This window comes from Gilliamella sp. LMG 34359 (assembly GCF_984569085.1).
In genome coordinates, this window is record NZ_OZ474906.1 from 3047888 (window position 1) to 3064045 (window position 16158).

At 34.6% G+C, this 16158-nt stretch carries 11 protein-coding genes and 1 pseudogene; 4 read left to right on the forward strand and 8 right to left on the reverse strand.

All coding sequences use genetic code 11. The annotated features are described in order from the left end of the window. The first annotated feature begins 126 nt into the window (after positions 1-126). From AC5LXV_RS13940 to AC5LXV_RS13955, 4 genes are all read left to right on the forward strand, one after another. Positions 127-1788, forward strand: a complete 1662-nt coding sequence (locus tag AC5LXV_RS13940) for a ribulokinase (RefSeq protein ID WP_493466812.1) — start codon at positions 127-129, stop codon at positions 1786-1788. Between the two features lie 41 nt (positions 1789-1829). Further along, positions 1830-3341, forward strand: a complete 1512-nt coding sequence (gene araA / locus AC5LXV_RS13945; protein ID WP_493466813.1) for an L-arabinose isomerase — start codon at positions 1830-1832, stop codon at positions 3339-3341. Between the two features lie 74 nt (positions 3342-3415). Beyond that, complete coding sequence (locus AC5LXV_RS13950; protein WP_493445177.1) at positions 3416-4837, forward strand: sugar porter family MFS transporter; 1422 nt, start codon at positions 3416-3418, stop codon at positions 4835-4837. Between the two features lie 89 nt (positions 4838-4926). Beyond that, a complete protein-coding gene (locus AC5LXV_RS13955) occupies positions 4927-5619 on the forward strand; it encodes an L-ribulose-5-phosphate 4-epimerase (RefSeq protein ID WP_493466814.1) in 693 nt (230 codons plus the stop codon). Between the two features lie 621 nt (positions 5620-6240). Here AC5LXV_RS13955 and AC5LXV_RS13960 read toward each other — a convergent pair. The 8 genes and pseudogenes from AC5LXV_RS13960 to AC5LXV_RS13995 all read right to left on the reverse strand — a co-directional run bounded on the left by AC5LXV_RS13960 (position 6241) and on the right by AC5LXV_RS13995 (position 16118). Beyond that, positions 6241-7626, reverse strand: a complete 1386-nt coding sequence (locus tag AC5LXV_RS13960; RefSeq protein ID WP_493466815.1) for an MFS transporter — start codon at positions 7624-7626, stop codon at positions 6241-6243. Then, positions 7619-9648, reverse strand: a pseudogene (locus AC5LXV_RS13965) (beta-galactosidase). Before AC5LXV_RS13965 ends, AC5LXV_RS13960 begins: the two are co-directional and overlap by 8 nt. Before the next feature lie 355 nt (positions 9649-10003). Continuing rightward, positions 10004-10909, reverse strand: a complete 906-nt coding sequence (gene era, locus AC5LXV_RS13970) for a GTPase Era (protein ID WP_493466816.1) — start codon at positions 10907-10909, stop codon at positions 10004-10006. Next, entirely contained in the window at positions 10906-11580 is a 675-nt protein-coding gene (gene rnc, locus AC5LXV_RS13975; protein WP_493466817.1) for a ribonuclease III, read from the reverse strand. The genes era and rnc overlap by 4 nt, the downstream gene beginning before the upstream one ends. An 11-nt stretch (positions 11581-11591) precedes the next feature. Beyond that, a complete protein-coding gene (gene lepB / locus AC5LXV_RS13980) occupies positions 11592-12593 on the reverse strand; it encodes a signal peptidase I (protein ID WP_110432866.1) in 1002 nt (333 codons plus the stop codon). Between the two features lie 20 nt (positions 12594-12613). After that, complete coding sequence (gene lepA, locus AC5LXV_RS13985) at positions 12614-14410, reverse strand: translation elongation factor 4 (protein ID WP_493466818.1); 1797 nt, start codon at positions 14408-14410, stop codon at positions 12614-12616. A 127-nt stretch (positions 14411-14537) separates the two neighbouring features. Further along, entirely contained in the window at positions 14538-15464 is a 927-nt protein-coding gene (locus tag AC5LXV_RS13990; protein WP_493466819.1) for a MucB/RseB C-terminal domain-containing protein, read from the reverse strand. 93 nt (positions 15465-15557) lie between these two features. After that, complete coding sequence (locus tag AC5LXV_RS13995) at positions 15558-16118, reverse strand: RseA family anti-sigma factor (RefSeq protein ID WP_493466820.1); 561 nt, start codon at positions 16116-16118, stop codon at positions 15558-15560. Positions 16119-16158 lie beyond the last annotated feature (40 nt).

The following is a 16158-nucleotide window of genomic DNA, read 5'->3' on the forward strand; positions in this document are numbered from 1 at the left end:
CATCACAAAACAATTTAGGTGTGCAAAATCGTCTATATTTATAGCAACAACGTACCTATTTGTTTTATCGGATATTAATTATTCTTCCCGAAAATTCCATTTAATTAGTCTTTGAGGTACTAGCGGATGAATAAAAAAATAACCATTGGATTAGATTTTGGTAGCGATTCTGTCAGAGCTTTAGCTGTCGACTGCGAGAATGGCAAAGAATTAGCTACAGAAGTAATTTATTACCCACGATGGGCAAAAGGTCAGTTTTGTGATCCCCAAAAAAATCAATTCAGACATCATCCTCTCGATTATATTGAGTCAATGACGCAATCAATACAATCAGTTGTCAAACAACTAAAATCTGATGCACAAAACATAGTTGCCATTGGCGTTGATTCAACAGGCTCTACTCCAGCACCAATTGATGAAAATGGTGAAGTATTAGCGTTAAAAACAGAGTTTAGCAACAATCCTAATGCCATGTTTATTCTTTGGAAAGATCATACCTCGGTAAATGAAGCTGAAGAGATTAATAGCCTGTGCAAAACCGAACCTTATTGCCAATATTTACAATATTGTGGTGGAGTTTATTCTTCCGAATGGTTTTGGGCGAAGATTATGCACATTTTTCGTCAAGATAGTGCGGTAAAAAGTGCTTCAGCCTCTTGGATTGAACTGTGTGATTGGGTACCTGCTTTACTTTCTGGAACTACTGCACCAAATAAGATAAAACGTGGTCGCTGTGCTGCCGGTCACAAATGTTTTTGGAGTGAAGAGTGGCATGGTTTACCACCTTATGAGTTTTTTGAAAAACTCGATCCAGCTTTAGTAACTACCTTACCTTATCCTTTATTTGAAGAGACTTATACGGCTAACCATAAAGTTGGCACAATTACTCAAGAGTGGGCTGAAAAATTAGGCTTGCCATCTTCGGTCATCATTTCTGGTGGTGCCTTTGATTGCCACATGGGAGCGGTAGGTGCTGGCGCCAAGCCTTATACGTTAGTAAAAGTAATTGGCACCTCTACTTGCGATATTTTATTAGCAGAACAGGCTGTCATTGATAATCGACCAATTAAAGGCATCTGTGGTCAAGTAGATGGCAGTGTGATGCCAAACTATATTGGTCTTGAGGCCGGTCAATCTGCCTTTGGCGATACTTATGCCTGGTACAAAAAACTTTTGTGTTGGCCACTGGAAAGGTTAGTGGCAACTTCACCTGAATTGCAATCAACAATAGAGGATTTAAAACATAAATTATTAAGTGATATTGCCCAAGCTTGGGCAGAAAATCCAAATCTAGACACAATTCCTGTAACCCTTGATTGGTTTAATGGTCGTCGCACCCCTTACGCCAATCAACGAATAAAAGGCGTTATTAGTAATTTAACAATTGCAACTGATGCAGCAACCTTGTTCGGTAGTTTGGTTTTATCAACAGCCTTTGGTGCTAGGGCAATTATGGAGTGTTTTATTAATCAACATGTACCAGTTAAAGAGATTGTTGCATTAGGCGGAATTGCTAAAAAATCGCCAGTTATCATGCAGGCTTGTGCTGACGTAATGAATAGACCACTCACCGTGGTAAGTTCAGAACAATGTTGTGCGTTAGGAGCGGCAATATTTGCCGCTGTAGCCGCCAATGTTTATGCCGATATTCCCACCGCTCAACATAGCATGTCCAGCAGACTCGAAACCACTTTTATCCCTAATAAAGATAAAGTCCATCAATATCAAGAATTATATAAAAAGTATCTAGTTTGGTCAGCATCTAGTGAGCCGAACTATAACGTTTAATTTTATTTGCAAAATATGAATAAATTCTAAAGGAGTCCATTATGTTTGTTTATAAAGAAGCTGAAATTTGGTTTGTCGCCGGTAGTCAACATTTATATGGTTCAGAAGCACTTGAACAAATTAAGAAAAATATTCAACAAGTCACCGATTATTTTAATCATGAAGCCAATTTACCGGTTAAAATTGTTCTTAAACCACTTGCAACCAAGCCTGACGATATATTTAACCTTTGTCAGGAGGTGAATTATTCTGCCAAATGCGTAGGCTTAATTACATGGCTACATACCTTTTCGCCAGCTAAGATGTGGATTAATGGATTAAGTCATCTACAAAAACCGCTACTACAACTTCATACCCAATTTAATGAAGTCGTTCCTTGGGATTCAATGGATATGGATTTTATGAATCTCAATCAAACTGCCCATGGTGGCCGTGAATTTGGTTTTATCGGTTCACGTATGCGTCAACCACATTCACTGGTAACCGGTTATTGGAAAGATAAAGAGGTCCATGAACAGATTGCAAAATGGATGAGAGTTTGCGTTGCAATTAATGCCGAAAAAACCATGAAAATCGTTAGGTTTGGCGACAACATGCGAGAGGTTGCGGTAACTGAAGGTAATAAAGTTTCTGCACAAATTAAATTTGGTTATTCGGTCAATACCCATGCAGTTGGCGATTTAGTGTCAGTCATTAATTCAATTAATGATAGCCAAATCAATCAATTAATTGATGAATACGAAACACTTTATCAACTTACTCCTGTTGCGCAAATTAATGGTGAAAAAAGACAAAATCTAATTGATGCAGCAAGAATTGAATTAGGAATTGAGCAATTTCTTAAGCAGGGTAATTATTGTGGGTTTACCACCACATTTGAAGATTTATACGGTATGAAACAACTACCGGGGCTTGCCGTTCAGCGATTAATGGCCAAAGGCTATGGCTTTGCTGGTGAAGGTGATTGGAAAACTGCTGCGTTACTTAGCACTATGAAATTAATGGCCAAAGGACTTTCTGGCGGTACGGCTTTTATGGAGGATTATACCTATGATTTTACCAAAGGGAATGAATTAGTTGTTGGTTCGCATATGTTAGAAGTTTGTCCCTCTATTATAGATGATGGTGTCAAACCTTTACTTGATATCCAACATCTGGGAATTGGCGGTAAAGCTGATCCTGCTCGACTTATTTTTCCATCAAAACCCGGGGCGGCAATTAATGTCAGTCTGATCGATATTGGTAATCGCTTCCGATTAGTGGCTAATGAACTCGAAACAATCAAACAACCTTACGCACTACCTAAACTACCGGTAGCATGCGCGGTTTGGAAACCAAAACCATCATTGAAGGTATCAGCTGAAGCTTGGATTCTTGCTGGAGCTGCACATCACTCGGTTTATAGCCAAGCACTTTCTATGGATTATTTGCGGCTTTATGCGAAACTGCATAATATCGAGCTATTAGTTATTGATGAAGATACCCGAATTAACGATTTTAGAAATGCGTTACGTTGGAATGAGATTGCGTATTGTAATCCTTATGCTGGATAAATTTTATTTAGTTTAATAATTGGAAATATTCTTTCCAATTATTCTCAGAATTAAAGAATAGAAGGAATAATAAGATGGATATGAATACGCCTTTAACGACGAATAAAATGGCAAAAGATTCTGCCAAAAGAATGACTTTTCTAATCGGTTTCTCAGCTGCAATGGCCGGATTATTATTTGGTTTGGATATCGGTGTTATTGCTGGCGCTTTACCGTTTATCACCATTGAGTTTGAACTCACCACACAATTGCAAGAATGGGTAGTGAGTTCCATGATGCTTGGGGCAGCTTTCGGGGCCTTATCCAATGGTTGGTTATCTTTTTATTTAGGAAGAAAATATAGTTTATTAGCCGGTGCCCTATTTTTTATTATAAGTTGCTTTGGATCAGCTTTGGCAGCTAACGTAGAAATTCTTCTAGTTTGGCGAGTTATTTTGGGCTTTGCCGTAGGTATCGCATCGTATACTGCGCCACTCTATCTTTCTGAAATGGCTCCAGAAAATATTCGCGGTAAGATGATTGCCGCTTACCAACTTTTAGTCACCATTGGTATTTTAGTCGCATTTCTCTCTGATACCTACTTTAGTTATACCGGCGATTGGCGGATGATGTTGGGGATAATCTCTGTTCCGGCAATCATTTTATTTATAGTTGTCATCTTCCTTCCAAATAGTCCTAGGTGGTTAGCCTCAAAAGGACGACTAAATGAAACACAGAAAGTTTTAGCGTCAATCCGTAGCGATCCGCAAAAAATTCAACAAGAATTTAATGATATCAAGGATAGTTTGCAAGAAAAACAACAGGGATGGACACTATTTAAAGCAAACAAAAATGTCCGCCGAACGGTTTACCTAGGTATGGCATTACAAGCCATGCAACAATTTACCGGCATGAACATTATTATGTATTACGCACCGAAAATCTTTAGTCTTGCCGGATTTGAGAGTACCCAACAACAAATGGTTGCAACCATAATTGTTGGTCTTACCTTTGTATTAGCGACATTTATTGCAATTTTTACGGTTGATAAATTAGGTCGCAAACCGATTCTCAAAGTTGGCTTCGGTATTATGGCATTAGGCACATTGATATTGGGTATTTGTTTACAACTAATTGAAAATGGCAATCCTTCGTCAATCACATCGTATGCAGCAGTGGGGATGGCAATTATGTGTATTGGTGGTTATGCAATGAGTGCCGCACCGGTAGTGTGGATTTTATGTTCTGAAATTCAACCACTTAAAAGTCGTGATTTTGGTGTGACTTGTTCAACAGCGACTAACTGGATATCAAATATGATCATTGGTGCTACATTCCTCACTTTATTAAGTCATATAGGTGTTGCTCAAACATTTTGGTTATATACCGGCATGAATGTTCTGTTTATTTTCATTGTGATTTTCTTTGTACCGGAAACAAAAAATATTTCATTGGAGCGTATTGAAAAAAATCTGATGCTAGGCAAAAAGCTTCGTCATATCGGCGATGTTGACTAACGATGAAGTTTAAGTATAGGACGATATCCGTTGATATGGTCCTCTGCTTATTACTATTATTTAATTTATTATAAAACAGGATTTTTGCTATGTTTACTGAATTAAAAGAACGCGTTTTAGCTGCAAATTTGTTATTGCCTTATTATCAACTAGTAACATTTACTTGGGGAAATGTATCTGAAATTGACAGAAATAATGGTGTTATCGCTATCAAACCTTCGGGTGTGGCTTACGATAAGTTACAACTGGATGATATAGTTATTGTTGATCTTGAAGGAAAAAAAGTTGAAGGGAAACTTAAACCTTCAAGCGATACCCAAACGCATATTGAACTTTATAAGGCTTTTGCACAAATTGGTGGCGTTATACATACTCATTCAAGAAATGCGACAATTTGGTCGCAAGCAGGATTAGATATTCCAGCTTTAGGCACTACTCATGCCGATTATTTTTATGGTGATATTCCCTGTACTCGTAGACTAACCACTAATGAAATAGCCAACGATTATGAACGCAATACTGGTAAAGTTATTATTGAAGAGTTCATTAAACGCTCCATTGATATATTAGCAATACCTAGTGTGCTAGTATCCGGGCATGGCCCTTTTGGTTGGGGAAAAAATGCTAATGATGCCGTACATAATGCAGTGGTACTAGAAGAGATTGCCGCTATGGCATTAGCAACTCGCAATCTGAATATCGGTATTAAAATCCAACAAGAATTATTGGATAAACACTATTATCGTAAGCATGGTAAAAATGCCTACTATGGTCAATCATAAAACAATCAAAAATTAGATTTCTTAAAAGCTGTACTATTTAAAAATATCAGCATCCGCCAAACAATCTTGTTTGGCAATTTTAATTCTAACAATTGTTAAAATTTTATTATTCATTATAATTTTATCAATATGGTCTCTATTAAATTTCGTTTTATTTGAATAATTATTTAAAATTACAATTCGTTCATCAAATAACTTAATTATATTTATCTTATAGTTTATATTATCAAACTAAAACGGTATATTTTTACCTAGTATGGAATTTTTAGATTAGGATATGATTCATTTAATTTAAGGTTTTTTGAGCATTTCTTATTTAAGAAAATATTTAATTTACTTAATATATTTGAGTTAAATAGATAAATAATATTTGATATCATTTAAAATAAATAAAACACTAACTATTTTGATAATAACCATATCATAAAATAACAATTGTTAAATCTAGCTAGCAATTCATTGAAATTTTTATTTTAGTTTTAGATAACAATCGTTAGGATCATTCAGTTTTATGAATAATTTATTTTCTAAACTAATTTATCTATATTAATATTAAGCCCAAATGACTATTTAGACATTTGGGCTTAAAAATTCGATATTAATTATTACAGTATATTAATATTAGAGTTCCTCACTTTTAAATTTACCATTAGATAAATCCCGTTCAACTTCACTATAGATTGATTCAAGTTTATAAAAACACAAAATAGCGATATTGATTAACGCGAGAATTAAAGGAAAGTAGATAAATAAAAATTCTATCACAGATAGAACTCCATTTGTTTGCTGTACATCACCACCACTAATAAATCCAAAAGCGCCTAGTATCCAACCAATACTAGCGGTACCCATACCCATACCTAATGTCTGACCTAATGTTCCTGCACTAAATAAAATGCCTTGAATTCTTAATTTGGTTATCCATTCACCATAATCAATAGTATCCGCTAAAAAAGCGAACATAGTTGCACCAACGCCACAAAAACCAATACTTCGAACAACTGTAGATATAATGATATATAGCGCATTTTGTTTTTCAATTAACGGAATTAAACAAGCAATACAACAAACAATAAGCCCAAATAATGCAAGATTTCTTTTACCTAAATGACGAAGAAGAAATGGAATGATAAGTAGGGTCAATAAACTAGGAATATATTGAGCCATACTTATATAAGACATATAGTAAACATCATCTAAAATATATTTTGAATAGTAAACACTTACCGTTGAAAGTGCAGTTAAACTGGTAAAAGTTATAAACAAATAGAAAAATATCATAATCCAATATTTGTTTTTTAGCATAGCTTTTAAAACTTGCTCAAATTTTATATTGCTATCGTTATCTTCTTTGATTGGCTTAATTCGTTCTCTAACATTTAATCCAGTTATAATTAAACAAACTGCAGTAAAGAAACCAAAGATAGCAAATAAAATTATCCAAGAAACTTTAGTATTGCCGAAATATCCAACAATGGGCAGAGTAAACACCCCAACAGTTAGAGATCCTAACGTAGAAAGTCCATTTCTAAATACACTTAAAACACCTCTTTCATAAAGACTTCTTGTAATAAGAGCAAGTAATGAGCCATAAGCAATATTGTTTGCAGTAAATAAAATATTAGCTAATAAATACGTTATGCATACATACCATATTTTTACATTATCACTCGCTTCTGGAATTGTTGACATTAAAAATGCAGATAATCCAAAAGGAATAGCTGTAAATAGAACCCATGGTCTTGCCTTGCCATATTTAGTATTTGTTTTATCAATTTTTATCCCAACAAAAACACATAAAATACCATCTATAACGCGAGCGAAAAACATCAAAGAGCCGACTAGAATGGCAGAAACACCGACAACCTCAGTATAAAAATATGCCAAAAAGGTTACCATTAAAGTATAAGTTAAATTTGTACCATAATCGCCTAGACCAAAAGAAAATCTTTCCTTGAATTTAATTTTTTCTGAATCGATATCAGAATTATTTATAAAACTATTCATGATTATTCCCCAACAAAATAATAGCCAAATCCCAATCTTTCAATATAAATTTGTCGTTATATTTTAAAACTGAACCAGTTAGTAAATTACGACCTCCTGTTTCAGTAAAACAAACATTTATAGGGTTAGAAGAATAATTAAAGTAAAATCTAATTTTTTCATTTTTATGATTGATGCCATTTTTAATGACTAATGGAAAACTATCTTGGCATTTAAGATCTGCCAATTTTTCCTGATTAAAAATATATTCATAAATTTTTTGTAGTACGGAAGTACTTATATTACAACCTATATAAGTAGCAGAACCGCGCCCATACCGATTACTGGTAACTGCTGCATATTTTCCCCAATATGGATGTTGATACTTGGCTAAAATTTTTGTATTAACATCTGGCTCAATCAGCTCCATCCAATCATTTATCTGGCAATCACAAGTGGTCAGATCGATCTCGTCAGATATTAAACTTACATTATTAGGTTCAACAAATAGTTGATATGAAATCCCGCAAGCTTTTGAAATAATTCCGGGTTGAACAACAGTTCTAACTTTCATATTTTCATTTGCAAAACCAGATTTAAATGAATAAATTACATTTCCGCCATTTAGAACATAATTATTAAGTTGTTCTAATTTAAGGTCACTAACACTATAAAGAAGTGGGATTATTAGAAGATCGTAATTAAATATAGAGTCATCATCAATTGAAAGAATATCTACCTCTATGTTCATTTTATATAAGGTATCGTAATAAGCACGAAAAATATCGTTATATTGATGTAATGAATCCCTATTAAATTGATGACCATGCCAAGGATGCCAATCAATAGCGGTTAAACACTCATTACTTACAATAATTGCTACTCGATTATATTTTTTTAATTCACGTAAATGTTTTGATAAAATCTTTAACTCATTACCTACAATAGAAGCTTCTTTATAGATTGGATTCGGCTGTAAATCATGACTTAAAATTCCTTTCCAATAGGTTTCAAATGAGTTATGAATTGAATGCCAGTGCCAATAACCAATTAAGCTTGCGCCACTAGCAATATGGCTATACGCTTGTAAACGTAACTGACCGGGATAAGGAGTCCAGTTTTTGAATGCTTGAGCTTGTGTTTCTAATACAAAGTAATTTTTTTTCTTGGTGCTACGAGCTACATCTCCTGAAAATGCAATTTCAATACCAGTTAACTGATCTTGACTTGGATGGTAAATATCAACACCAGTTATATCTAAAATTTCAGATACATCAAAATGATTTACTTCAGATTGAATACCATACGACCATGTTCGCCATTCAAAATCAAAATTATGAGTCAAAAATTGTTTTTCTGATTTATATTCATTAATAATATTAGCTTGCCATTGCAAAAAATTTTTTACTAATTTGCGCTGAAATTTTTGAAACTCAGCACCTAAACTAGCATTTATTGTGCCAACTGTTGATGGAAAATCTTCCCATGCATCAACTCTATTACTCCAATAATCTAAACCAAACTCATGATTTAATTTTAATAAATCACCTGCAAATTTTTCTTTCAAATACTTAACGAAATCTATTTGTATATTATCTCCACAGACATCATAATATTTAGTTTCATTATCAATCTGAAATCCAATAACGGCAGGATGATTAGCTACGGCTTGCATTAATTTTCTTATAAGACGTTCAGCATAAAATAGATAAGCTGGATGGGTAATGTCCATTTTTTGACGATGACCATATTTATTTCGACCATTTGGCGTTATAGCCATGACTTCTGGATATTTTTTTTCAAGCCAAGCGGGAATAGCATAAGTAGGAGTGCCTATAATTACATCAATGTTATTTTCATACATCTTATCGAGTACAACAAGAATAGTGCTAAAATCAAAAACACCTTCTTGTTTTTCCAAGTACTTTCTGCGATACGAACATAGTTTATTCCTGCATCTAGCATCAATTTAATATCTTTATCTATTCTCTCTTCTGGTAAATATTCTCGATAGTAAGCAACCCCATAATAAATTTTGTCCATAGTTTATATCTCTCTTTTTTTTAAATTAGCTACTATTTTTTATGATAATTAAACATATTATTTATATATATGGATAATCTTGTTATTAATATGGAATAATTAGCTTGCTAATTTAATATGAGAGATATATCACATTATTCATGCTGTTAATTTACACTAATTTCTTTTGCTTTTTTTATTAAAAGCATAAGTGTAATTTATACGTAGGTTTATATATGATTGATTATTTGAAATAAATATAAATATTTTGGTTTCAGCAGTCGAGTTTATTAATCTCTTGAAAGGATTATGAGGATTAAAAAAATCAGGTATCTTCTGATACCTGATTTTCCATTTTTAGGATTAAATGTAGCAATTAATCGTCACTATAACCTAAGCTACGCAGTGCTCTTTCATCATCAGCCCAACCCGCTTTGACTTTTACCCATAATTCGAGATGGACTTTGTTATCAAAAAAGAGTTGCATATCTTTGCGAGCTTCAATGCCGATTTTTTTGATTTTTTCACCTTTGTTACCAATAACCATTTTCTTTTGTCCATCGCGTTCAACTAGGATTAAACCGTTGATGCGATACATGCCGGAACGTTCGTCAACTTTGAATTGCTCAATTTCAACCGTGACAGAGTAAGGTAATTCATCGCCTAAAAAGCGCATTAATTTTTCACGGATGATCTCTGATGCCATAAAGCGTTGTGAGCGATCAGTAATATAATCTTCTGGAAAATGGTGTTGACCAACCGGTAAATGTTTTTTAACAATATCTTTGATAATGTCAACGCCTTCACCTTTTTCGGCACTAATTGGCACCACATCTAGGAAATTAATTTTTTGACTAATTTCTTGGATGTGAGGTAGTAATTGGGTTTTATCAGTTACATTGTCAATTTTGTTGATCACTAATAATATAGGTGCTTTACAATCCTTAAGTTTACCAGCAACCATCTCATCATCTTCATTCCAGTGCGTACCTTCGACAACAAAGATAACCAATTCAACATCACCAATTGAACTGCTAGCAGCACGGTTCATTAAGCGATTGATAGCTCTTTTTTCTTCAATATGTAAGCCTGGTGTATCAATGTAGATAATTTGATCGTCACCTTGGGTATCAATCCCGACAATACGGTGGCGAGTGGTTTGTGCCTTACGTGAAGTGATAGATACTTTTTGCCCAAGTAATTGGTTTAATAATGTTGATTTGCCGACATTTGGTCTGCCAACTATCGCAACAAATCCACAATGTTGTTTTGATTCTGTCATTTTATACCTAATTGGTTTAGTGCTTCTTGAGCTGCGGCTTGTTCAGCCTTACGACGGCTTAAACCTCGCCCTAAATATTGGTGATCGTCATTTTCAATTTTACATTGAATCAAAAACTCTTGTTCATGATTATCACCCGTAACTTCAAGAATTAAATAACAAGGTCTTTCATGTCGTATACCTTGTAAATATTCCTGTAATCGCGTTTTAGCATCTTTTTGCTTAATACCTGGTTGAATTTTATTTAGGCGTGTTTGATACCAAGATAAGATTAAGCGACGGATATTTTCTATATTACTGTCCAGATAAATAGCACCAATGATAGCTTCAACCGCATCGGAGATAATTGACTCCCGACGAAAACCACCACTTTTCAATTCACCTTGACCTAATATTAAATAATCTCCGAGTTTGAATTCTTTACCCATTTCGGCAAGGGTCTGACCACAAACTAGACTGGCTCGCATTTGGCTAAGGTCACCTTCATCTTGCTTGAGGAATCGATGATAAAGTTCATCAGCAATAACAAAACTTAAAATCGAGTCCCCTAAAAATTCAAGACGTTCATTATGCATCTTATTAGCACTGCGATGAGTCAGTGCTAATTGAAGTAAAGTTATATCTTTAAATTGATAACCAATAGCTTTTTGTATTTGATTCAAATTTTTCATAGTCATCGCAGTTAGTGGATTCCACCTATTCGGCTAAATCGAACCCCTGTTGGCCATTCATCAGGTTGTTTTTCAAAGCTAACCCAAATAGCTGTTGCTCGACCAACAAAGTTTTCTTCAGGTACAAAACCAAAATATCGACTATCACCACTATTATCACGATTATCACCCATCATAAAGTAGTTACCTTCTGGTACTACCCAAGTTGCTACTGGTTGACCCTTTTGATGATAAAAGTAAGTTGGATCTTCGGTTATACCTTGCGTTGTTAAGATGTCGTGCGGTTTATCACCTAGTGTCTCTTGTTGGATTTTTATATCTAACGTAATTCTATTTTGCGAATCTACAATACCTTTATCTTTATATTGTTCAAGCGTATAGAAAATCGGCGCAGATTTATCTTTTTCGTGTACTTGTTTCCAATTGCTTGGCTGCGGTTGTGTGTAGTGCAAATCTAATTGTTCAGTTCGTTGACCAACACAATTACTATCAGTTGTTTTACACGCAGGATAAATAACTATTTTCTTTTCATTAACCAAATAAACAATCTTATCACCAGGCAAACCCACCACACGTTTAATTAAATCCATTTGCGGTATGTTAGGGTGTTTAAAAACAGCAACATCACCTCTCTTTGGTGTACCGGTTGCAATTAATACTTTATTATTAATAGGGTTTCTTAAGCCATAAGCAAATTTTTCCACAGCAATAAAATCACCAATTAATAAGGTTTGCATCATTGACCCTGATGGAATTTGAAATGGTTCATAAATAAATGAACGAATAACAAATACCACAAATAAAACAGGAAAGAATGATGATATGCTCTCTACCCAGCCTTTGGGTTTTCCAACCTCAGCAAGTATTCGACCATCTACCTCACCATTATGGGCTTTACGCACTTCTTCAACTTTACGTTGTCTAGCTGGTTTCCAGCGGAATTTTTCCAGAAACCAGAAGATAGCCGTAATAAATGTTGCAAATGTTAATATGATGGCAAACATTCCAGCCATTTTTTTTCCTCTTTAACGAATTAATCTTTACCTACATGCAAAATAGCTAAAAACGCTTCTTGAGGTAATTCAACATTACCTACTTGCTTCATGCGTTTTTTACCCTCTTTTTGCTTCTGTAAAAGTTTCTTTTTACGACTAACATCACCGCCATAACATTTGGCTAAGACGTTTTTACGCAGTTGTTTTACGGTTGAACGCGCTATAATATGATTGCCAATTGCGGCTTGAATAGCGATATCAAACTGCTGACGCGGAATAAGATCTTTCATCTTATCAACCAGTTCTCGACCACGATAAGGTGCATTATCTCTATGGGTGATAAGCGCTAACGCATCAACCCGCTCACCGTTAATTAATACATCAAGTCTTACCATGTCAGCAACTTGGAAACGTTTAAAACTGTAATCTAGTGAAGCATATCCGCGCGAAGTTGATTTTAGTTTATCGAAGAAGTCCAAAACAACTTCAGTCATTGGAATCTCATAAGTTAATGCTACTTGATTGCCATGATAAACCATATTAATTTGCACACCGCGTTTTTCAGCACATAAAGTAATTACATTACCTAAATAGGTTTGTGGGACCAATATGTTACATTCAGCAATTGGTTCACGCAGTTCTTGAATGTTATTGACTGCCGGTAATTTTGCTGGGCTATCAACATAGATAATTTCATTTTGTGTAGTTAAAACTTCATAAACTACCGTTGGTGCAGTAGTAATTAGATCAAGATCATACTCTCTTTCTAATCGCTCTTGGATGATTTCCATATGCAATAAGCCAAGAAAACCACAACGGAAACCAAATCCTAATGCACCAGAATTCTCAGGCTCATAAAAGAGAGAAGCGTCATTAAGGCTTAATTTACCTAATGCATCACGAAATGCTTCATAATCATCAGAACTAGTTGGAAATAATCCAGCATAGACTTGTGGTTTCACTTTTTTAAAGCCAGGTAAGGCTTTATCTGCAGGCGTTCTAGCTGATGTTAATGTATCACCTACAGGTGCACCTAAAATATCTTTAATTGCACAAACCACCCAACCTACTTCACCACAATGTAAACACTCTTTATCAACTTGCTTTGGCGTAAAGATGCCTAAACGATCAACATTATAAGTCATGCCGGTACTCATAACTTTGATTTTGTCACCTTTATTTAACTCACCATTTTTGATACGAATTAGTGATACCACGCCTAAATAGTTATCAAACCATGAATCAATAATTAGTGCTTGCAGTGGTGCATTAGAATCCCCTTCTGGTGCAGGGATATCATGAACCAGTTGTTCAAGTACATCAACCACGCCAACCCCAGTTTTAGCCGAGCATCTTACTGCATTGCTAGCATCGATCCCAACAATGTCTTCAATCTCTTCAGCCACTCTTTCAGGTTCAGCTGCCGGTAAGTCTATTTTATTGAGTACCGGTACGACCTCAAGATTCATATCAAGTGCGGTATAACAGTTAGCAAGAGTTTGAGCTTCAACACCTTGTCCGGCATCAACTACCAGTAACGCTCCTTCACATGCGGCAAGTGAGCGAGATACTTCATAGGAAAAGTCAACATGCCCAGGTGTATCAATGAAATTAAGCTGATATGTTTGGCCATCTTTAGCATGATAATCTAAAGTAACACTTTGTGCTTTAATTGTAATACCACGTTCACGTTCTAGATCCATTGAGTCTAGAACTTGTGCTTCCATTTCGCGATCAGAAAGTCCACCACAGATTTGGATAATACGATCAGAAAGCGTTGATTTACCATGGTCAATATGGGCAATAATTGAAAAATTGCGAATATTTTTATTCATATCAATAAGTTATATTTTAGTTATGTATTGTTAATTATCGTTAATGTTATTGGCTATAAATAACAAGTCAAATAATCACGAAAATAGAAGCAAACATTCTACACATTAATAGTCAGTAAGCATAGTGTTATCGAGAGGTTTCCGGTGATTTCTCAACAATATTTTGCGCAATTCTTTCAATCGTGGCTTCGGGTAAATTACCAATAATGATAATGTTTTTGTTACCCAGATTAGTCGAAAATATTGTGCGTCCACCTTGCTGAATAAGTTGATTTGATTGGCTTGCCTGCTCTAAAGAGACATTTACCGTAAAAGAAAATACACCATCAGAAAACAGTTTGGTCGCTATATCAGAACTATAAAAATTGACATTATAGGCGGCAATCTCTTTAAATCCTTTTGGCAACCATGCTAAACGCCAAGCATCAAGTAAATTATTCTGTTTCTCGATTGATAATAGAATTGGATAGGTTCGGTTATCAATATAATTTTTAAATTTTTTGGCATCAAAACTAGCATCAATATCTAACACTTTTAATTGATTAACAATGTCATTATCATCATCAACTAAATCTATTCGCAATGGTAGGAAATTTTCATCGTCGATCCAGATAACATAACTATAACGATCTCTATCTTTAGCTATTACTTTAACTAATTGGACACTACGATTGGCTGTCCTAGTTTTACCTAATAAAATAAAGTCATAAATACTTGCTAACGAGTTAAAATCATTATAGACAACGTCAGGAAAAGCCTCAGTTATACGAGAACTCGCAATTGAAAATGAAGGGCTATCCGGTTGAAAATAACTGGTAGTATTGTTATGTAATATGATCTCTTTTGCCGGTCCTTCAAGATAAAGCAGTTGTGCATTAATATTTTCTTTTTTGGCGGCGCCTAGGTGATTATATTCGAAAGTTGTAGCAAATTGGTCTCGATCTTGAGATAGAAAGTGAATTTGATAATCACTGGTTTGCACTGCTTTACCCATTTTATTTAATAAATTTAATGCTTCATTTGTTTCAGCCGCTATCGCTGATGTAGAAAACAATATAGAAAACAATATAAAAAACAGAGTAATAATAAAATTGTTACTCTGTTTTGACTTATAATTTATTAAAGAAAATAAAAAATTCATATTTATTTAACGGGCATTCAACCTTTTTTGTAATTCATAATCTTGAACCAGCAATCGAATTTTATCATATTGTCTTTTTTCAAGTAATTGCTGATCGTTATGTTGTTGTATTCCACCAACTGGGGCAACATTAACCCCCATAGGTACAGTATTAAGTGTTGGAACTCCACTAGCATCATCAGATTGACCTTGATGATATTGAACCCCAGCAATAATGGCTAAAGTGACACAAGCAGCAAGTCCAACTTGGCTAACTTTAGCCATAACGTCTTTAGCTCGCAGCCAAAACAGATTTTCAGCTTTGGGAATTGAAATCTCTTCTTGTGATGGTTGCTTGGTTAGTTGTGGATACAAATCATCATCCGCGATTGCCATAGCAACTTGATTACTAATATCTAATGTTAATGAACTAGCGTGCAATTCTCCCCGCATTGCTTCTCTCACGATGTGATATCGATGCCAGCAGGATTGCAAACTTTCATCATGGCTAACCATATCAATGAAGTGATCATTAGTAGACTCACCATCCATTAATAATGAAAGTTGCTGTTTCTGTTCTATTTGCATAGTAGATACCTTAATTTTTTGCTACTTATTTTAATTTATT

Coding starts and splice junctions, on each gene's coding strand:
- era (WP_493466816.1), bottom strand. CDS start 10,909: ATGACAGAATCAAAACAACATTGTGGATTTGTTGCGATAGTTGGCAGA.
- AC5LXV_RS13995 (WP_493466820.1), bottom strand. CDS start 16,118: ATGCAAATAGAACAGAAACAGCAACTTTCATTATTAATGGATGGTGAG.
- rnc (WP_493466817.1), bottom strand. CDS start 11,580: ATGAAAAATTTGAATCAAATACAAAAAGCTATTGGTTATCAATTTAAA.
- AC5LXV_RS13960 (WP_493466815.1), bottom strand. CDS start 7,626: ATGAATAGTTTTATAAATAATTCTGATATCGATTCAGAAAAAATTAAA.
- AC5LXV_RS13940 (WP_493466812.1), top strand. CDS start 127: ATGAATAAAAAAATAACCATTGGATTAGATTTTGGTAGCGATTCTGTC.
- AC5LXV_RS13950 (WP_493445177.1), top strand. CDS start 3,416: ATGGATATGAATACGCCTTTAACGACGAATAAAATGGCAAAAGATTCT.
- lepB (WP_110432866.1), bottom strand. CDS start 12,593: ATGGCTGGAATGTTTGCCATCATATTAACATTTGCAACATTTATTACG.
- araA (WP_493466813.1), top strand. CDS start 1,830: ATGTTTGTTTATAAAGAAGCTGAAATTTGGTTTGTCGCCGGTAGTCAA.
- AC5LXV_RS13955 (WP_493466814.1), top strand. CDS start 4,927: ATGTTTACTGAATTAAAAGAACGCGTTTTAGCTGCAAATTTGTTATTG.
- lepA (WP_493466818.1), bottom strand. CDS start 14,410: ATGAATAAAAATATTCGCAATTTTTCAATTATTGCCCATATTGACCAT.